Annotated in this window: 18 protein-coding genes and 2 tRNA genes; 7 read left to right on the top strand and 13 right to left on the bottom strand. The window is 32.6% G+C overall.

Translation table 11 applies throughout. The features are described from left to right. Window positions 1-219: 219 nt before the first annotated feature. The gene (locus ACZZ9T_RS09320; protein WP_463441849.1) at window positions 220-564 is read right to left on the bottom strand and encodes a phage holin family protein; all 345 of its coding nucleotides are present in this window, start codon (window positions 562-564) and stop codon (window positions 220-222) included. Between the two features lie 72 nt (window positions 565-636). Then, window positions 637-1,059: a PaaI family thioesterase gene (locus ACZZ9T_RS09315; RefSeq protein WP_463441848.1), complete on the bottom strand. Its 423-nt coding sequence runs from the start codon at window positions 1,057-1,059 to the stop codon at window positions 637-639. A 255-nt stretch (window positions 1,060-1,314) separates the two neighbouring features. On the opposite strand from ACZZ9T_RS09315, the gene ACZZ9T_RS09310 reads away from it, so the two are divergent. The 3 genes from ACZZ9T_RS09310 (at window position 1,315) to ACZZ9T_RS09300 (ending at window position 4,004) form a co-directional block, all read left to right on the top strand. Further along, a complete protein-coding gene (locus ACZZ9T_RS09310) occupies window positions 1,315-1,857 on the top strand; it encodes a hypothetical protein (protein ID WP_463441847.1) in 543 nt (180 codons plus the stop codon). Between the two features lie 197 nt (window positions 1,858-2,054). After that, a complete protein-coding gene (locus tag ACZZ9T_RS09305) occupies window positions 2,055-2,507 on the top strand; it encodes a hypothetical protein (RefSeq protein ID WP_463441846.1) in 453 nt (150 codons plus the stop codon). 189 nt (window positions 2,508-2,696) lie between these two features. Continuing rightward, window positions 2,697-4,004, top strand: a complete 1,308-nt coding sequence (locus ACZZ9T_RS09300) for a DEAD/DEAH box helicase (RefSeq protein ID WP_463441845.1) — start codon at window positions 2,697-2,699, stop codon at window positions 4,002-4,004. A 42-nt stretch (window positions 4,005-4,046) separates the two neighbouring features. On the opposite strand, the gene ACZZ9T_RS09295 is transcribed toward ACZZ9T_RS09300, so the two are convergent. Beyond that, complete coding sequence (locus ACZZ9T_RS09295) at window positions 4,047-4,607, bottom strand: RNA polymerase sigma factor (RefSeq protein WP_463431504.1); 561 nt, start codon at window positions 4,605-4,607, stop codon at window positions 4,047-4,049. A gap of 144 nt (window positions 4,608-4,751) precedes the next feature. Between ACZZ9T_RS09295 and tyrS the strand changes: the two genes are divergently transcribed. Continuing rightward, window positions 4,752-6,047, top strand: a complete 1,296-nt coding sequence (gene tyrS / locus ACZZ9T_RS09290) for a tyrosine--tRNA ligase (protein ID WP_463441844.1) — start codon at window positions 4,752-4,754, stop codon at window positions 6,045-6,047. Window positions 6,048-6,109: 62 nt separating this feature from the next. Here tyrS and ACZZ9T_RS09285 read toward each other — a convergent pair whose 3' ends face one another. Continuing rightward, a complete protein-coding gene (locus ACZZ9T_RS09285; RefSeq protein WP_463431501.1) occupies window positions 6,110-6,544 on the bottom strand; it encodes a hypothetical protein in 435 nt (144 codons plus the stop codon). A 273-nt stretch (window positions 6,545-6,817) separates the two neighbouring features. Between ACZZ9T_RS09285 and ACZZ9T_RS09280 the strand changes: the two genes are divergently transcribed. The 3 genes from ACZZ9T_RS09280 (at window position 6,818) to ACZZ9T_RS09270 (ending at window position 9,398) form a co-directional block, all read left to right on the top strand. Then, on the top strand, window positions 6,818-7,456 hold the full coding sequence (locus ACZZ9T_RS09280) for an alpha/beta hydrolase (RefSeq protein WP_463441843.1): 639 nt from the start codon (window positions 6,818-6,820) through the stop codon (window positions 7,454-7,456). A gap of 98 nt (window positions 7,457-7,554) precedes the next feature. Beyond that, the gene (locus ACZZ9T_RS09275; protein WP_463441842.1) at window positions 7,555-8,868 is read left to right on the top strand and encodes a PDZ domain-containing protein; all 1,314 of its coding nucleotides are present in this window, start codon (window positions 7,555-7,557) and stop codon (window positions 8,866-8,868) included. 5 nt (window positions 8,869-8,873) lie between these two features. Beyond that, window positions 8,874-9,398 (top strand): hypothetical protein, encoded by a 525-nt coding sequence (locus ACZZ9T_RS09270; protein ID WP_463441841.1) that lies wholly within the window; start codon window positions 8,874-8,876, stop codon window positions 9,396-9,398. Here ACZZ9T_RS09270 and ACZZ9T_RS09265 read toward each other — a convergent pair. The 9 genes from ACZZ9T_RS09265 to ACZZ9T_RS09225 form a co-directional block, all read right to left on the bottom strand. Then, the gene (locus ACZZ9T_RS09265; RefSeq protein ID WP_463441840.1) at window positions 9,395-10,378 is read right to left on the bottom strand and encodes a L,D-transpeptidase; all 984 of its coding nucleotides are present in this window, start codon (window positions 10,376-10,378) and stop codon (window positions 9,395-9,397) included. The genes ACZZ9T_RS09270 and ACZZ9T_RS09265 overlap by 4 nt on opposite strands. 937 nt (window positions 10,379-11,315) lie before the next feature. Then, window positions 11,316-12,086 carry an NAD(P)-binding domain-containing protein gene (locus ACZZ9T_RS09260; protein ID WP_463441839.1) on the bottom strand — a complete coding sequence of 257 codons (771 nt, stop codon included), beginning with the start codon at window positions 12,084-12,086 and terminating at the stop codon, window positions 11,316-11,318. Between the two features lie 168 nt (window positions 12,087-12,254). Continuing rightward, on the bottom strand, window positions 12,255-13,715 hold the full coding sequence (locus tag ACZZ9T_RS09255; protein ID WP_463441838.1) for an OmpA family protein: 1,461 nt from the start codon (window positions 13,713-13,715) through the stop codon (window positions 12,255-12,257). Between the two features lie 1,439 nt (window positions 13,716-15,154). Then, window positions 15,155-15,228 (bottom strand) — tRNA-Asp (locus ACZZ9T_RS09250). Window positions 15,229-15,261: 33 nt separating this feature from the next. Next, window positions 15,262-15,335: transfer RNA gene (locus tag ACZZ9T_RS09245), tRNA-Asp, on the bottom strand. Window positions 15,336-15,466: 131 nt separating this feature from the next. Further along, window positions 15,467-15,784 carry a thioredoxin gene (gene trxA, locus ACZZ9T_RS09240; protein ID WP_047445614.1) on the bottom strand — a complete coding sequence of 106 codons (318 nt, stop codon included), beginning with the start codon at window positions 15,782-15,784 and terminating at the stop codon, window positions 15,467-15,469. 70 nt (window positions 15,785-15,854) lie between these two features. Next, the gene (locus tag ACZZ9T_RS09235; protein WP_463441837.1) at window positions 15,855-17,030 is read right to left on the bottom strand and encodes a cysteine desulfurase family protein; all 1,176 of its coding nucleotides are present in this window, start codon (window positions 17,028-17,030) and stop codon (window positions 15,855-15,857) included. 3 nt (window positions 17,031-17,033) lie between these two features. Then, window positions 17,034-17,492: a hypothetical protein gene (locus ACZZ9T_RS09230; protein WP_463431487.1), complete on the bottom strand. Its 459-nt coding sequence runs from the start codon at window positions 17,490-17,492 to the stop codon at window positions 17,034-17,036. A 24-nt stretch (window positions 17,493-17,516) separates the two neighbouring features. Continuing rightward, on the bottom strand, window positions 17,517-18,104 hold the full coding sequence (locus tag ACZZ9T_RS09225; protein ID WP_463441836.1) for an HAD family hydrolase: 588 nt from the start codon (window positions 18,102-18,104) through the stop codon (window positions 17,517-17,519). Window positions 18,105-18,109 lie beyond the last annotated feature (5 nt).

The raw sequence follows: 18,109 nt of genomic DNA, 5'->3' as shown, positions 1-18,109 counted from the left end.
ATTTTTTATTTTAAATATATAAATTGAATAAATTCATTTCATATATTTCTATTAATCCAAGGTTGCCAAAGTTAATATTTTAAATAAAATTGAACTAAAAATTAACAGTTTAGTTTTGAGTTGAAACTATAAATTCTATCAATATTTTTTTCGTAAATACCACAAATAAAAAATCGCCAGCTTAAAACTGGCGATTGTAATATATTATTTGTTTTATATTTAATCTCCGTCTGACATCATCGAATTAGCCAATGAAGTAATTACTGAGAGCAAAATACTAAATAAAAATGCCCACCAAAAACCGTCAACCACCATACTTTCGATAAAATAATCAGCAATGAGAATAATCAGGGCGTTAATTACTAAAGCAAAGAAGCCCAAAGTAATTATGGTTAAAGGAAGACCGAAAAGACTTAAAACTGGTTTAACGATTAAATTTAAAAGTCCTAAAACGATAGCGAAAATGATCGCTGTGGAAAATCCGTCAAAATGTACTCCCGGTAAAAGTTTGGTAAGTAAAAATGCTACAATCGCAGTGATCAGCAAACGAAATATTAAGTTCATAGTATTTGATTTTTATGTTGCTAAAGAAGCAAAACTTATTCCAATGCAAAAGAAATAGTAATGAATAAAAATTTATTTAATTTTCATCATCGTAACAAGAGACGTTGCCACATGACTTTCTGAAGAAGAATCTTCTTTCACCGTATATATTTCTGTTCTGATGACACTGATTTTACTACCGCCTTTAATAACATAAGCTTTTGAAACCAACGCATCACCGATTGCCGGACGAAGGTAATTCACCTTTAGCTCAACCGTTACAACATAACAATCTTCCTCATAATGACTCACAGCAGCATAACCTGAAGAAACATCGACAAGTGAAGCGATCATCGCTCCGTTGAACATACCTGCGCTGCGGGTCATCATTTCCATTTTTGGAATTTTGATGGATACAAAATCGGTTTCAACTTCCAAAAGTTCGGCGTTGTAGAATTTTAAAGTTTCTGAACGGTTGAAACTGTCGGTCATGAGTTGTTTTTTTTCTGGAGTCATGGTTTTGATTTGAAAATTTGAGATCATCTTTCTGTTGGCGAATTTAATCAAAATCCTAAAGCAATGCTACGGTTGCAAAATTTTGTAAATTCAAAAGCAATATTATTGCTTCTTCCATAATTAATGATTTTATCTAAAGAGATTTTTATCTAATATTTATATCATTGTGATATGGTTTTTTTTATATTTGGAAGTTAATATGCAATTTATAGTTTGGATTGACACATTGCATAAATACAGACGTTGTGTGTAATTATGAAAAACAAACAGTTGAAATATAAAACCATTCTTTTGATTTGGATTTTATGTTGCAGTTTTCAATTAACTGCACAAACAAAATCTCGTGAAATCCCATCTGAATTGATAAGCGGAGAAAATATTAAACCATTTATTGATAGTTTAAAACAGAAAATTCTTGCCGACACAATTAAGTTTGACAGAAAAGATTTAAGACACGTGAATGGACGAACTGAAAACCAAAATTATTATTCAAAACTGATAACCGTGAATATGAAATACAGTTACCGACTTGATATTGTGAATGGAACTTTGGTAAATGAATTTGTAAACGAAATTCTAAATAGTGAAAATATTGAATCTATACGTTATATTAAAAAAGAAAACGCACCAATTTTGGGCGGATTTATGGCTAAAGATGGCTGGATTTTGATAACCTTGAAACCGAAAGTCAAGCTGGACTACACTGTTGGCGGACTCAAATATCGAAAAGAAAAAAAACGAAACGGCGGAAATAATTTCCTTCAACGAAAAGACGGAGAAATAATGATTAGAACATAAAAATAACTACACACAACAAGCGTTTGGCAAGATTGCGAATTTTGTAGTAAACACACGTTTACATTTCGCACGAAATTTTATCTTTAACAGAAAATAATCGGTTCCGAAGTTCGCAAACTCGCCAAGTGCCGGAACGTTATGTGTAATTTTAGTAGGCACCAAAACGACAAACGAAAATAATAAAAATTTTAATTCTAATGGCTGGACTTTTAAATTGGTTAACTGGCTGGAATGAGTCAAAAGACAAAAGAGACTTTCAAGATGACAAGTTTAAAGTAGGACAAATTTGGAGATATAACACAAGAACAGGTGAAGACAATTCGACCCTGACAATTTTGAAAGTTGAGAAGTATGACAGTGCCGGTGTTGTTATTCATATTTATGTAAATGGACTAAAATTAAAAAATCCGCAACAACCAAGTGGCTTCTCTGATGACATTGGACACCTACCTTTATCTAAAGACGCAGTTCTTAAGAGTGTGACAACACTAGTTTCCTCAGACAATATGTTGCCTGACTACAGAGAAGGATACAACAATTGGAAAGAAGCATTTGACAGCAATAAGGGAGGAGTTTTTTCAATTGTAGTAAGTGACGCAGTGAAATATGTTGAAGAAGTAATGAATATTGGACAGCCGACAGACAACTAAATAGAAATAAAAACTACACATAACAGGCGTTTGGCAAAAAAGCGGTTTCAGTGTTTAGATGAAGCTTTTTGCTACTTATCAAGTTCAGTGCTAGAAGACAGTTTAGTACTTCGAAATCTGCTTCTTTGCCAAGCGCAAAACGATATAAAAGAGGTTTAGTTTTACATCTAAATCCCCTACCTTTGCAAAATGGAATTAGAATCTATTTATAAAAAACTGCAGATTCAGGATATGAATCAGATGCAGAAATCTACATACAAAACTACGGAAAACAATACAGATGTTGTTTTGCTTTCGCCTACAGGATCAGGAAAAACATTGGCTTTTTTGTTTCCTGTTCTAAGAAATCTTAAAAAAGAATCTACGGGAATTCAGGCTTTGATATTGGTTCCGGCGAGAGAATTGGCATTGCAGATTGAGCAGGTTTTCAAATCGATGGGAACAGATTTTAAGGTAACGGTTTGCTACGGCGGTCACGATAAAAAGATTGAATTGAACAATCTCAAGGAAGCTCCTGCTGTCTTAATTGGAACTCCGGGAAGAATTGCCTATCACATGAGAAATAAAAATCTCGATGTGAAAACGATTAAAAATCTGGTGCTGGATGAATTTGATAAGGCTTTAGAATTAGGTTTTCATGATGATATGGAATATATTATCGAAAATATGTACAATCTTTTTCAGAGAATCCTGACTTCAGCAACTTCTATGGATGAAATTCCGAAATTTACTGGTCTGAAAGATGAAAAAACAGTCGATTTCTTAAAACTGGGAGAAAATAAGCCTGATATTCAGCTAAGAAAAGTAATGACGATTTCGGAAGAAAAACTCGACACATTATTTCACTTAATTTGTAAAATCGGAGATAAAAGAACGTTGATTTTCTGTAATCACAGAGAAACCGTTGACCGTATTGCAGATTTGCTTCTGGATAAAGGAATTGCCAGAGAAACATTCCACGGTGGTATGGAGCAGGACGAAAGAGAACGCGCTCTTCTGAAATTCAGAAATGATACGGCGAGAGTATTAATTACGACTGATTTGGCTGCGCGTGGTTTAGACATCCCAGAAGTGGAATCTATTGTTCATTATCAACTGCCAAGCACTGAAGACGCTTTTATTCACAGAAATGGTCGTACAGCAAGAATGAATGCCAAAGGCTTTGCGTATTTGGTGATGACCGCTGATGAAAAGTTTCCGTTCATCAAAAAAGATACTCCTGAAGAATCTGTAAAAGAATTCTCTAAAGTTCCTGCCAATTCACCATTTCAGACCGTTTACATTAGTGCCGGAAAAAAAGATAAAGTAAATAAAGTGGATATCGTAGGATATTTAATCAAAAAAGGTGAATTACAAAAAGAAGATTTAGGTCTGATTGAAGTTAAAGATACCACTTCTTACGTTGCAGTTTCAAGAAGTAAAGTAAAAGATCTGCTTAAAAAACTAAGCACTGAAAAATTAAAAGGGAAGAAAGTAAAAATGGAGATTGCTTATTAAATTTTAAGAATTAATTGAGCTTTACTTTTCAGTGAGTGAAGCTTAATTATCTTCAAACTCATTATTTTTCAGCAATTCTGCCAAGACTTTTTTAGCACGCATTACACGAACTTTTGTATTTGCGACAGAGATTCCAAGCTCTTCCGCAATTTCTTTAATACTTTTTTCCTCGAAAAATCTTAGCTTAATAATATCCTGATAATTAACATCTAAGGACTCGATAGTTTTGATGATTTTCTTTTGTTCTTCATCAGAGATCATCAGTTCTTCAGGAGATTTTGCATAATGGTTTTTTACTTCATCCAGATTTTCGGTTGGATCTTGCGTTTCTCTGGACTTTCTTCTCCAGAAATCAATCATTGTATTTTGTGCAATCGTCAGGACCCAGGTTTTAAACTGAAAATGGGGATCATACATATCCAATTTCGACAAAACTTTTGAAAAAACATTGACCGTGATTTCATCCGCATCATTTTCATCCCGAACTTTTTTCATCACAAAAGAAAAAACATCCACCCAAAAAACATTGATGAGTTTGGTCTGTGCTTTTTGATCTTTCTCTTTTGCTTTTTGAATCAGTGAAAATAATTGTTCGTCTTTCATTACTAACAAATTTATTAAAATTAAAGATTAAAGAATTAAAAAATTAAAAGAAATTGAATTTTAGAGATTTAAACTTAGTTGCAGAACAGTCTGTTTATTTCACGTTTTACTTATCTTTGTACATTAAATTTTAAACAAAAAATAATGAATTCTTTTATTGAAGAACTGAAATGGCGAGGTCTTTTTTCTGACATGATGCCCGGAACCGACGAACAACTGAATAAGGAGATGACAACTGCCTATATCGGGTTCGATCCTACTGCAGATTCTTTGCATATCGGAAGTCTTATTCAGATAAAAATTTTGGCTCACTTTCAGCAACATGGTCATAAGCCCATTGCTTTGGTGGGAGGTGCAACGGGAATGATTGGTGATCCTTCGGGAAAGTCTGCCGAGAGAAATCTTCTTGATGAAGAAACACTTTTACATTATGTAGATTGCCTGAAAAACCAGCTTTCAAGATTTTTAAATTTTGAAGGACAGGAAACCAATAAAGCAGAATTGGTGAACAATTATGATTGGATGAAGAAAATTTCGTTCCTTGATTTTGCTAAAAATGTTGGAAAAAATATCACAGTCAATTACATGATGGCGAAAGATTCTGTAAAGAAAAGACTTTCCGGAGAAGCAGGTGTTGACGGAATGAGCTTTACAGAGTTTACTTACCAATTAATTCAGGGATATGATTTTCTACATTTGTACCAAAATAATGGCGTAAAACTTCAGATGGGAGGTTCTGACCAGTGGGGAAATATCACTACAGGAACAGAATTGATCCGTAGAAAAGCACAGGGAGAAGCATTTGCACTGACGGTCCCTTTGATTACAAAAGCTGACGGATCCAAGTTTGGAAAATCTGAAAGCGGAGAAAATTATTGGCTTGATAAAAAGAAAACTTCACCTTATAAATTCTATCAATTTTGGCTGAATGCTACAGATTCTGATGCCGAAAGATTTATCAAATTCTATACATTCTTAGAAAAAGAAGAAATTGATTCGTTGATTGAAGAGCATCAAACCGCTCCACATGAAAGAAAACTTCAAAAGAAACTGGCTGAAGAAGTTACCGTTTGGGTGCATGGAAGCGAAGAATATGAAAGAGCCGTAAAGGCATCTGAAATTCTTTTCGGGAAATCTACAGCAGAAGATTTGGTAAGTCTTGATGAGGAAATATTTTTAGAAATTTTCGAAGGTGTTCCACAAAAAGAAATTGCAAAAAGCGATGTCTTAGGAGTCAATATCATTGATTTGCTTTCTGAAAAATCAGGATTTCTAAAGTCTAAAAGTGAAGCAACGAGAGAATTGAAAGGAAATGCAATCTCAGTAAACAAAGAAAAAATAAATGAAATTTATACTGCCAACGAAAATGATTTGATTGACGGGAAATTTTTACTGCTTCAAAAAGGAAAGAAGAATTATTTTATTGTGAAAGCAATTTAATATTTATATAAAAAACAAAAAAACCGCTGCTTTAGCGGTTTTTTTTATTATTTTTTAATTAATTAAAGCTCTAAGAAGCTGTAATCAATAGATGCATCTTGGGTTCCTGCTCCTGTAGCGGTATCAGATTTTGCAACCTCACCGTCAATGTAAAGCGTAACGATCAATTTTGAATCAGGATTTGGAAGTAAAGCATTTGCGTCCAAATTAAGCTGAGACTGGCTTGTATTTACAAAAAACTCATCACTCGCCCAAGATACACCCGGCGTATTGAATAAGGTATTTTGACTTACTCCGACCTGAGTAACAATAGTTTTAAATTCAGGCAATGCTGTTCCTGTACCTTTTACTAATTTTGCTTCAAACTGCACAAGACGTTCCTGAAACTCATCTTCTTCGTCGTCTTTACAAGAGTTCATAACAGATACAACTGAAAATAATGCGACTACTAAGAACGAAAGTCTGTGTAAACTTTTTGATTTGTAAATTTGCTTCATGTCTCCAAATAGATTTTTAATGTTTCAAATATAGGATTTTTATCAATATAAAAATAACTTTCATGAAAATTTTCTAATAAAGATTTGCAATTGATAGTAAATCAACAAAACACCTGTAAGTGATTTGGCTAATTAATTTTCATTTCTACACTACTCTTTTTAAATTTAAATAAAATCATTATTAATTATCTTTGCTGTTCAAAATTGTTTTCATTAAATACGAAAATCAATAATCGCAATTCCATTTATTAATAAAAAATAGATTCTACGTATATGAATTTAGATTACATTGTAAGAAAACCGGAAAATATAACTCCACAAACGCCTGTTTTATTCATGCTTCACGGGTATGGAAGTAATGAGCAGGATCTCTTCAGCTTCAGAGAAAGCCTTCCTGCAGACTGGATATTAGTGAGCTTCAGAGCTCCAAAAGAAACTCAGTTTGAAGGATATTCCTGGTTTGACATTGATTTTAACAATCCGGAACAATTCATAGATATTGATCAGGCAAAAGAAATTTTAGAAAGTATTGTGCAAAATATTATGGCAATCACCAACAAATATGGTCTTACCGATAACAAGACACATCTCTGCGGATTCAGCCAGGGTGGAATTTTGTGCTACAGTCTGGCTTTAAAATATCCTGAGCTTTTCACTTATGTTGCCTGTTTGAGCAGTTATCCCGAAGAAAAATTGCTTACAGATATTGTAAAAGATAAAAAGAAATTAGAAAAACTTCGTTTCTTCGTATCTCATGGAACTGATGATGCGATTATCCCAATGGAATGGGGAAGAAAAGCCGCGGATCTTCTGTATGATTTGAGCTGTTATTTTACATTCAGAGAATACATGAGCGGTCACGGAGTCAACCAAAAAAACTATATCGATCTAATGGATTTTTTTTCAAAATAAAAGTATTTTCATTAATCAATTGTAAGACATTCTCAAACATTTGAGAATGTTTTTTGTTTACGTAAGAATTATTTTACTACTTTCATTAAATGAAACTGATGGTAATTATATTCATACTTTTTATAAGCATTTTTACGAATGCCCAAAATAGTTTTGAGATAAAAGATGCTAAAAAAGTAGTGATTCCGTTTAAATTCATTAATAATTTGATTTTTATTCCGATCAACGTAAACGGTGCAGAACTTACCTTTTTATTAGACACGGGCGTTGCAGAAACTACTATTTTCAGTCTGGAAAATAAAGAAATGAGACTTTCTCCTCTAGAAAAGATGAACTTTTCGGGACTCGGCGGGAACAAATCAATTGAAGGGTTTAAATCTGATCACAATATCGGTAAAATCGGAGAACATTTTATCAATACTTCTTTTACCCTTTTCATGATCCTGGATCAGGATTTTAACATCTCATCGCATGTAGGAATTCCTGTGAATGGCATTATAGGTTATCATTTCTTTAAAAATCATCCCGTCTTAATAGATTACAGCTCAAAAAAAATTACTGTTTACAATAACGATGACTTATTCAGAAAAAGAATTAAAAAATTTGATGAATTACCCATTTCAATTGAAAAAAACAAGCCTTACATTTTCGCTGATGTAGAAATGACCAATGAAAGAAAAAGTTCGAAGCTTTTGATTGATTTGGGAAACAGTGATGCGATCTGGCTCTTCCCTGCTCTGATAAAAAACTTTGTGTACAATCGCCCGAATATTGATGATTATTTGGGAAGAGGATTTAACGGTGATATTTATGGAAAGAGAAGCAGAATTCATCATTTTTATTTAGGCAAATTTCAATTTGTAAAACCTCTGACAGCAATGCCCGATGAGTTTTCTATACAGCACGTGAATCTGGTGAGTGAAAGAAAGGGTTCTGTGGGAGGTGACATTCTCAGAAGATTTACTGCCGTTTTTGATTATCCAAACGGGAAATTATATTTAAAGAAAAACAAATATTACAATGATTCTTTTCATTTTAACATGAGTGGTTTGGATTTTCAGCAGGATGGAATGCAGTGGGAAAAAGATCTGGTAACGCTAGAAAGTAAATTTAAAGACAAATCGACTAGAGGAGTGGAATTGATTAACAGTAGCTTGCAATATAAATTTGTATTAAAACCTTCATTTTCTATAGCAGGTGTGAGAAAAGATTCTCCATCTGATAAAGCGGGATTTAAAAAAGGGGATCAGCTTATTTTCATCAACGGAAGAAAAACAGCGGATATGACTTTGCAGAAAATTATGGAAATGATGAAATCTGATGAAGGTAAAATAATAAATATGGTTATTCTGAGAAAAAATCAGGAACTTCGCCTGAGTTTTACGTTAGAAGATCCAATACCTTACCAATAAATTATATGCAAACCGAGGAAACCACTTTAGATAAAATAAGAAACCGGCCAAGATTCAAGATGTACACGCATTTGAGTAAAGAAAAATATGCAGAAAATCTGAAGAAATACCTTGCCGAGCATAAAGGTGAATTTACCGGAAACATCAACAAAGAAATGGCGACAATATGTGTAGACACAGAATACGACCAATATTGGCAACCCAGATTATCATTACGAACAGAAATTGAAGATGACCAAACCGTTATAAGAGGAGTTTTTGGGCCTAGCTCTGCAGTCTGGACTTTTTTCATGTTTCTTTACTTTCTTTTTTCTATTCTCTGGATGACTTTTTTCACGATGTATTATGTAGAAAAACAAATCAAAAGCTTTGAATATCCTTGGGCATTAAACGCATCTTTTGTCATGTTATTCTTCATTGCAATTACTTATACAGCCGCAAGAATCGGAAAGATCAAAGCAAAAGATGAGATGAAAAAACTCAGAAAATTTGCGGAAGAATCAACTCTGCAGTTTGAAAAGAAAATTTAATTGGAAACTTCCTGTTCTTCTGCAGGAGCAACAACCTCAATAGCCTTCGCAGCTTTTATAGAATCAGCTACTTTTTCTCTGTTGGATTGTTCGCTAACCATTTTTTCTACGTGAGGTTTAATTAAATTAGTCATTTCTTCAACAGAAATATTATTAGCATTTGGATCATTTAACAAATTTCTCCATGGTTTTCTTTTTCCCCACGGATAATCTCCGAAAACAATAACAGGTGTACCCTTTGCTTTAGTAGTTGCACCACCAGGATTCAGTATCCAGGTGTCGGCATAGCTATACAGCCATACTGCATCTTTCATGAGTAATCTTAAACATGAATGTGATGCAGGATAACCGGGCAAATCATATTGATGCCATCCGATCCCATGAGTATTATGAATATTGAAGTTATAAGGTAATTTCCACTCGCTTTTAACTGTGGATATTGCCAGCTTCTTTTTCCAGTTGGCAAACATTAATCCTCTTGTTGTCTGCGCCGTTTTTTTACCCATACTTGTAGGTCCCCATTTTACTAAGGTTCCGTTGGAATAAACTGCATATGCCTGAATCGGATATGAAAATACCACAAATTTTTTCACTTCACTTAAGATGTCAAGCTGCATTGGAAATGGTGAATAGGCCATCAAAGTAGTATCGATCTTTGCAGGAACGACCAGAGTATCAGAATTCCATTTGCTTTTAGAATCTAACCTATTAAGTGCTAAAATAGCATAACGCTCTCTCTCAGTATATTTTTTACTGAAAACTGAATATAAAGAATCTCTTAGTTTTTTGTCTTTGGGAATAGCAAATGCATTATAAAAACCATTTTCCTGAATTGCAGGAGGTACAGATTCTTTGACTTCTGCTTGTGTAGCTGCTGAATCTGAATTTTTGCCATCTGAAGAATTTCCTGAATTTGAATTTTGCTGCTGATCGCCTATTTTTTCATTGTCTTTTTTACAAGAAGTGAATGATATTGCCAATAAAAAAAAGTAAAAGAATGATTTTTTTAAAAAAAAATTTTTCATAAATATAAAATGGTCATTGATTTTGATTTCTATTAAGCAAATATCACACCTAAAGACTTTTAAAAAATAATTTGAATCAATAATTTATAATCGATTTGAATTACACCTAACAATAATGCATACTGAAATTAAGCTGGACACTTGAGAAAATAGTAAGAAAAACAGATAAAAAGTAGAATTATTCTTGAAAAATACTTTTATTTTAAAAAAACGTGAAATAGTTAAACAATTAAATAATAAACAGTTATAATTAAAAATAAAGCAAAATTTATAAATTATTACATATGAATTGTAATTTATTTGCATTTACTAAAGTGAATTTATTTCGATAATCTATCTTTTGATATTAAACATCATATAGAAGTTTCAAATTATACTATTGCTAAAAAACTGCTTATTTTCTGCCTTCACAGCTATTGCGATATTATTATTTGTTCGCTTTATATGAGAAAACACTACAGAGATTGAGCTTATTACTATTGGTAGTTATTATTTCTTTTTGACTAAAATCTGCACCTTATGAATTTAGCCCTGCGCAGAAAAAAAGATGATACAATCATCACTCTGATCTGGATTAACATAAATAAAAACCAAAAAGCAAAAAATTTAAAATAAAAAAACGCTAGAGATACGATTAATAAAGACTTTTGTGTACGAATTTATAAATCACGACCACATAAGTTTGCATCATTTTCAAAACAGATCTATCTTTGACATAGAAATTAAGAGCAAGATCTTTACGATTCATAGATTAAATATCCAAAGCAAATAATTGACTCCATATACACCAAATCACATTCATATTAACAAGAGGTAAAACAATAAAATGTTTTACCTTTTTTTGTACTAAAAATTAAGTAGTATTCTAATATGACATAAACGAAAATATTATTTAAAATGTATTGAGATGAAAATATTTTGGGTTTGGATATTTGAAGTCAAAATCTAATGTTTTTATTAATTTTTCTGAAGAAATAATTCTTCCCTGAGGATCCTGAACTTCTGAATGAACCAGATTTTTTTGGCAGTTAATGACCGCAGCTTTAGAAGGGTGTTCTGGAGCTACAATGTTATAAAGTTGTGCACTTACATCGCATTGAATCATCTTTTCAATGGCAAGAGCAATATCAACATAGTGAATATGATTTACCGGAGCATCAAGCTGTTTAACATTATATTTTATCAGCAGTCTGTCATCACCCATTAATCCCGCTAATCTGAGAATATTTGTCTGTGGAAATCTGCTTAGTATCAACCGTTCGCCTTCAATATCATCTGATGATAGATCGTCTTCAAAAAACTGTTTATCTACAATAGGATAAAAACCGGTTGAGCTCATGAAAAACATTTGACCCGTGAAGCCTTTGAGAAATGAAGATAATTGCTCAGCTTTTTTATTTAATAGATCTGCACTTTCTGTTTTCTGAGAAAACGGAACGGTAATAATGATAATATCCAAATTGCTAAGTATTTCCCACGGCAAAACTTTACCGGAGTTAATTTCATCCCCAAAGTTGATGAGCGTAGACTTGTAGTTTAGCGCTTCTAAATGATTAATCTTTTCAGGATTTCTGACCGTTAAGTAAATATTATACCGATCTGAAAATATGTCTGCAAGTCTTTTTCCGAGCCAGCCGCAGCCAATTATACCAATATTTCTCATAATAAAATTAATAAGATAAAAAATGTAACACGATTAAATCGACTTTGAAATTTTTGATGAATACTTAAAAAAATCCAATAAAAATAATCAATTCATTCGTAATACGTATTAACAACAAAAAAGTCATGCTTACGCACGACTTTTTGTATTATTTATGTTGAAAAAAAATTATTTTGCTTCAAAATAAACTCTTCTGTTTGCTCTGTTTTTCCATTCAGGGCATTTTGTTGCAGGATCACATTCAGGATACTTCAAATCTTTTTTACCTCTTCCTAAGGCATTTAATTTTGTAGATTCTACTCCGTTTTTGATCAAATAATCTTTTACACTGTTTGCTCTTTTTTCAGATAAATTCTGATTGTAGTTTTCAGAACCTCTTGTATCTGTAGTTCCGATCACAGTGTAAGCACCGTTTGATGAATTAATGTAATTTACAGCATTATTAAGAATAGGTGTGTTTGAAGGTAAAATTCTGTCAGAATTTAAATCAAATTCAATACCGTCTAATTTTGTTTCTGCTTCTGTTACCGTACCTGTACCTGTGTTTGTATTCGTTAACGGGCAGCCGTTGTTTTCTACCGGACCAGGAACTGTTACACATTTGTCATTAAGATCGATTACTCCATCCATATCAACATCTAAAGCAACACCAGCACCATCTACTCTTGCTCCTGCAGGAGTATCTAATTGTCTGTCCCAATCATCACATACACCATCATTGTCTGCATCACCATTTTTACAAACATCTATATCCTGATTTTTTTCAGCCAATACATCAAGTTTGTAATAGATTTCCTGTAACGGATCATGCCACATCAAGTGAGATTCATGTTTCCCTAATTTGATAGACAAACCTAAAGTTGCATTAAAGAAATTATCAGAAACCTGATCTTCTCTTCTGTTAATAGCACTGTATTGCTCACCACCACCGTCAAACTGATCGTCTGTAGTTACAACATACATTACTCTACCTTCTAAGTCTAATCTGTTGTTGATTTTATATTTTAAACCTGCACCCGCTTGTCCGAAGAAAGATTGTGATTTGAAAGGCTTAATTTCTGTCATTAATCTTTGTCCGTTCTCGTCTTTCAAATAAGCTTTGTAACTTAAAGCACCAAGACCTGCATAACCATGCAATGCCCATCTGTACGGAGATTTGTTATCTACACGTCTCATTAAATTAGAGAAATTAATATCTCCTAACAATGAGATCGCATCATACTGTGTTCTAGCACCTTGCTGACCTAATGCAGATGCATTAGCAGGAGCATTATCTTTAGTATTAAACCATCCTTGTCTAGTCTCACCTCTGTCATACTGAAGATTAATTCCAAAAGCATGTGTGATGGCTTTGTCTATACTTACATAAGCAGAATATCCGATAAGATCTTTTCCGTTTCCGTTTTTAATTGACGTTAAATCCGCAGACTGTACCAATGGTACACCCGCTCCGAAAGAGATAGACCAATCATTAAATCTTTTAGACTGCTGTGTAAATGGACTAACGTTGGCAGAACCAGACGTGTAAGTGTTTGGATACTCTCCATTAGATACCGCTAAGCTGTCTTGTGCCGACATTGTTGCCGAAACACCTAATGCTAATGAAAGAATTGCTAAATTTAGTTTCATAATATATTATATTTGTTAAAAATTCAATTTAAGGCGTGTTTTTTACTTCGATAGGTGTTTGAGTAGTTAATTACACTAAAACTGTCTATCAGAACATATCTATAGTATGTTCAATCTGACTTGCAACTACTGTACCAAAAAGCATTCCATTGCAAAATATGATATGAATAAATTACATAATCAATATCAATTTATTATTTTAAAAATTTTAAAGAATCTTAATATCCTGCATTTCAGTTAATAAACAACTGACGGAGTCATACATATTATATTTAAAAATTTTTAAAATAATTTGAGTGTAATAAAAATAATGAACATTAAATCTGAATTAATAAATAATTACTATTAAAAATAGCAAAATGTAGGACGTAATAAATTATTAAAGACTATATACAAATATGAAAACAGAGAATAGTAGCTTAAGCTAATCACACAAGCAGCCAATAAGAAAAAAAACCAGAAGACAATCTTCTGGTATATATATGAAAGCGTTCAAGTAAATTGAATGGAAAAACTTTACTTATGGTAAAATCTTTTATTTTTCCTTTTTTTTGCAGTTTCGAGCTTATATTTTATGAATGAAATCAAAAGAATAAGTGAAGTAAATAAAAATATAACCAAGGAATACTTTCCAAAATTAACCATTGAAGCATTTAAAAACAAACTCTTTCTAAATTCACTTGGCAACACCATCAGAAATATATTAACAACAAAAATTGAGATTACTACTCTATTTGGTTTTTTATTCCACTCAAAAAATTGGTTGAAAAATCTATTCATATTTTATTTTGCATTAAACTAGGCAAATAAAGCCATCGATAAATTGTGATTTGAATAATTTAATTTTTTAACAGATCTGACCTGTTGTATTTTATACTTCCTTTTTGAAATTATAGCAGTCAAAGAATATTAATTCATTTAATTTCTGCGCTGCTAAATCCTATTAACCTTATTTTTATTCTTACAACATCCATCAGACCATTCGTAGATTACATATTTAATCCAGAATATTACAAACGTAAGACATGCAAGAACTATATCAAAAAAAGTATTTATAAAACTTCATTATTGGTTAAACAAATGTACATCATTACATTGTTATTTATTTAAAAATAAATCATTATTATTAAACAAAACCTAAAACGAAATATCAATATTAAAAAAAAGTAACATAGTATTCTTTTACATTATTAACCTAATATTTATATCCTAATTTCAGCTTAACATTTTAATTTTCGTGTAATTTATCTGATATAAAATTTTAGAATATTTTGAGTAAATGTGTGATGTTATACCAATCAAATCTTTCCAACTCTTCAAGTTCTAAACTATGTAATGGGTTTTCCATAGATACAGCAATCTATATTTAAAGCTTTTAGAACATAAAAAAACCCTTAAGACTTATCTTAAGGGTTTGATGAAATCTAAAAAGACATCTGCGATCCGGACGGGACTCGAACCCGCGACCTCCGCCGTGACAGGGCGGCATTCTAACCAGCTGAACTACCGGATCAATTTGTTTTAAAAGTAATTGAGAAACTTTTTGCGATCCGGACGGGACTCGAACCCGCGACCTCCGCCGTGACAGGGCGGCATTCTAACCAGCTGAACTACCGGATCTTTTCACAACATACAAAAACATCTTCGTTTATTGTGGTTGCAAAAATACAACTTTTGAGCGACTCTGCAAGTATTTTCATAAAAAAAATACTTCCCAATACGGAAAGCATTCATTATCAAAGTGATTTTCTTTATAAGTGTGCACTTAATTTTTCTGCAATGATCTCTTTTGGAGTTACCCCAACCAATTTATCAACTACCTCACCATTCTTAAAAATAAGAACTGTAGGGATATTTCTGATTCCGTACTGCATAGAAATTTCCTGATTGTTATCAACATCTACTTTTCCTACGACAGCTTTTCCTTCAAAATCTGCTGCTACTTCTTCGATGATTGGTCCCAAAGTTCTGCACGGTCCGCACCATACTGCCCAAAAGTCTACCAATACCGGTTTATCTGATTTTAAAACTGTTTCCTGAAACGAGCTATCCGTAATTTCTAAAGCCATTTTTTTATTTTTAATTATTAATATTCTATGTTAATTCAATGATCAAATTTACCACTTTTAAACCATTAGCTTATCTATGCTCAACATTTGTATTTTCTATGATTAAATCTTTAGAAATTTCCTTTAATGCATTTACAAAAGTATCAATATCTTCTTTCGTTGTCATGTGACTGAACGAAACACGTAACGGTGTGCAATGATCCATCTCATCTTCAGAAAGCACCATCATCATGACCATTGAAGGTTTTGAAGCTCCGGAAGAACATGCACTTCCCTGAGAAACAGCAATACCTTTCATATCCAATTGCAATCCGATTAACGGGTTCTTATAAGGCAATAAAAGACTTACCACTGTGTACAGACTATTTTCTGCTTCAGAACTTCTTCCATTAAACTTCACACCCGGAATTTCTTCAGAAACTCTATCAATGGTGTACTGCTTAATTTCCTGCATATGTTGGGTGTAGTTATCCATATTTTTCAATGAAAGTTCCAATGCTTTTCCCAAACCTGCAATTCCGCTAACGTTTTCTGTTCCTGCTCTTAAACTTCTTTCCTGCGGACCACCTGTAATAATTCCTTTCAGACCACTTGATTTTCTGATGAAAGCAAAACCAATTCCTTTAGGACCGTGGAATTTATGCGCACTGCAAGATGCAAAATCAACAGGAATTTCAGAGAAATCTAAATTCATGTGAGCCATCGTTTGTACAGTATCAGAATGAAACAACGCATTATTTGCTTTGCACAGTTCTGCAATTTTTTTAATATCTACAATATTTCCGATTTCGTTATTGGCATGCATCAGACTCACCAAAGTTTTCTTGTCAGAAGCTTTAAGCAATTCTTCAAGCTTATCTAAATCAATATCACCTTTTTCATTCGGGCGGATGTAAGCAACTTCAACACCTTTTCTGTTTTTCATGTCTAAAATACTCTCAGAAACACATTTATGTTCCATCGGCGAACTGATGATTCTTTCAATACCCAAATGTGAAACACTAGATTTGATAATCATATTATTGGATTCTGTTCCGCAAGAGGTGAAAATAATCTCTGCCGGAGTCACATGAAGATACTCTGCAACCTGCCTTCTTACGTTTTCAATTAAAATTTTAGCATCTTGTCCGAAACTGTGTGTTGAAGACGGATTTCCAAAATTCATTTTCATGGTTTCTACCATGGCATCGATAACTTCTTCTGAAAGAGGCGTTGTAGCAGCGTTATCTAAATATATTTTATTCATTTTTTATTTTGAATATTTTAATTGTACTGAAGTGAACTGATAATTTGACGGAACGGAAAATATAAACCAAGGATTTGACATCACCTGAATTGCCATCCCACCCGATTGATATTCCGGAATCTCAACATATAAAACATTATTCTTAACAGATATACTTTTAATGGCTGAAACTTTATGATCACCGGAATTGAACGTTCCTAAATTATACAAAACAACTTTTTTATCTTTTGGAAAATCAGGTATTTGCATAACTGGTTCCATTCCTGAAGCTGCAAAATTTTCTGTTATTTCGTTTTTAAGCTGTCGTTCATCATTTATGATTTTAAAACCTGCTTTTTCAGCTCCTCCCTGCGTTTCAGAGGCAATTATTTCTCCTTTACTTTGCATATCTCCAGATTTCTGTGCAGTTGTATTGGTACAGCTTGTGATGATGGCAAAACATAAAATCAGCAACTTATTCATTTTATCATTATTAATCTTTCAAAATTAGTGAAAAAATCGGTAATGACCTTCATTTGCCCATTTCAGCATTGACTTATCACCGGAAGTATCGCCAAACGCAATAATTTTATCATACTTATCGTTTGAAATTTCTTTTTTAATTCTTTCTAATTTTTCTTTTCCGTTGCAGTTTTTACCGATAAAATTTCCTGTAAAAATACCGTTTTTAAACTCTGCCTTTGTAGAAACAAGATTCATCTGTAATTTTTCTGCAAATGGTTTTGCCCAAATATCCAAAGAGGCAGTTACCATGAGACTTTCCGTATTTTGTCTGTCCATATTCTGAATAAAATCCAAAGCATTTTCTCTCACAATTTTCGGATAATTTTCTTCAAAAAACTGTTTAGATTTTTCTTCGATTTTAGTCTGAAGCTGACCTTTTAAAATAGAACCAATAAAGCTTTTCTTTACTTTTTCAGTCTCTGCCAATTTTAATTTCAGTAAAATAAAAAGCGGAATATGTTTTACAAATTGTACCCGAAATTTCGATGGATTATAAAATCTTAAATACAAAAACATCGTATCCTTATACGTTAAAGTGCCGTCAAAATCAAAACAATATAATTTTTTCATTATCA

The sequence above is a fragment of the Chryseobacterium sp. AC417 genome (assembly GCF_979258215.1).
The sequence above is the reverse complement of the archived record's forward strand: the minus strand, read 5'-3'. Positions and strand labels throughout refer to the sequence as shown.

Excerpts from the sequence above, each read along its gene's own strand:
- ACZZ9T_RS09295 (WP_463431504.1), bottom strand. The coding sequence starts at position 4,607 with ATGAAAGACGAACAATTATTTTCACTGATTCAAAAAGCAAAAGAGAAA.
- ACZZ9T_RS09280 (WP_463441843.1), top strand. The coding sequence starts at position 6,818 with ATGAATTTAGATTACATTGTAAGAAAACCGGAAAATATAACTCCACAA.
- ACZZ9T_RS09310 (WP_463441847.1), top strand. The coding sequence starts at position 1,315 with ATGAAAAACAAACAGTTGAAATATAAAACCATTCTTTTGATTTGGATT.
- ACZZ9T_RS09305 (WP_463441846.1), top strand. The coding sequence starts at position 2,055 with ATGGCTGGACTTTTAAATTGGTTAACTGGCTGGAATGAGTCAAAAGAC.
- ACZZ9T_RS09260 (WP_463441839.1), bottom strand. The coding sequence starts at position 12,086 with ATGAGAAATATTGGTATAATTGGCTGCGGCTGGCTCGGAAAAAGACTT.
- trxA (WP_047445614.1), bottom strand. The coding sequence starts at position 15,784 with ATGGCTTTAGAAATTACGGATAGCTCGTTTCAGGAAACAGTTTTAAAA.
- ACZZ9T_RS09315 (WP_463441848.1), bottom strand. The coding sequence starts at position 1,059 with ATGACTCCAGAAAAAAAACAACTCATGACCGACAGTTTCAACCGTTCA.
- ACZZ9T_RS09225 (WP_463441836.1), bottom strand. The coding sequence starts at position 18,104 with ATGAAAAAATTATATTGTTTTGATTTTGACGGCACTTTAACGTATAAG.
- ACZZ9T_RS09285 (WP_463431501.1), bottom strand. The coding sequence starts at position 6,544 with ATGAAGCAAATTTACAAATCAAAAAGTTTACACAGACTTTCGTTCTTA.
- ACZZ9T_RS09230 (WP_463431487.1), bottom strand. The coding sequence starts at position 17,492 with ATGAATAAGTTGCTGATTTTATGTTTTGCCATCATCACAAGCTGTACC.
- ACZZ9T_RS09275 (WP_463441842.1), top strand. The coding sequence starts at position 7,555 with ATGGTAATTATATTCATACTTTTTATAAGCATTTTTACGAATGCCCAA.
- ACZZ9T_RS09300 (WP_463441845.1), top strand. The coding sequence starts at position 2,697 with ATGGAATTAGAATCTATTTATAAAAAACTGCAGATTCAGGATATGAAT.
- ACZZ9T_RS09235 (WP_463441837.1), bottom strand. The coding sequence starts at position 17,030 with ATGAATAAAATATATTTAGATAACGCTGCTACAACGCCTCTTTCAGAA.
- ACZZ9T_RS09270 (WP_463441841.1), top strand. The coding sequence starts at position 8,874 with ATGCAAACCGAGGAAACCACTTTAGATAAAATAAGAAACCGGCCAAGA.
- ACZZ9T_RS09255 (WP_463441838.1), bottom strand. The coding sequence starts at position 13,715 with ATGAAACTAAATTTAGCAATTCTTTCATTAGCATTAGGTGTTTCGGCA.
- tyrS (WP_463441844.1), top strand. The coding sequence starts at position 4,752 with ATGAATTCTTTTATTGAAGAACTGAAATGGCGAGGTCTTTTTTCTGAC.
- ACZZ9T_RS09320 (WP_463441849.1), bottom strand. The coding sequence starts at position 564 with ATGAACTTAATATTTCGTTTGCTGATCACTGCGATTGTAGCATTTTTA.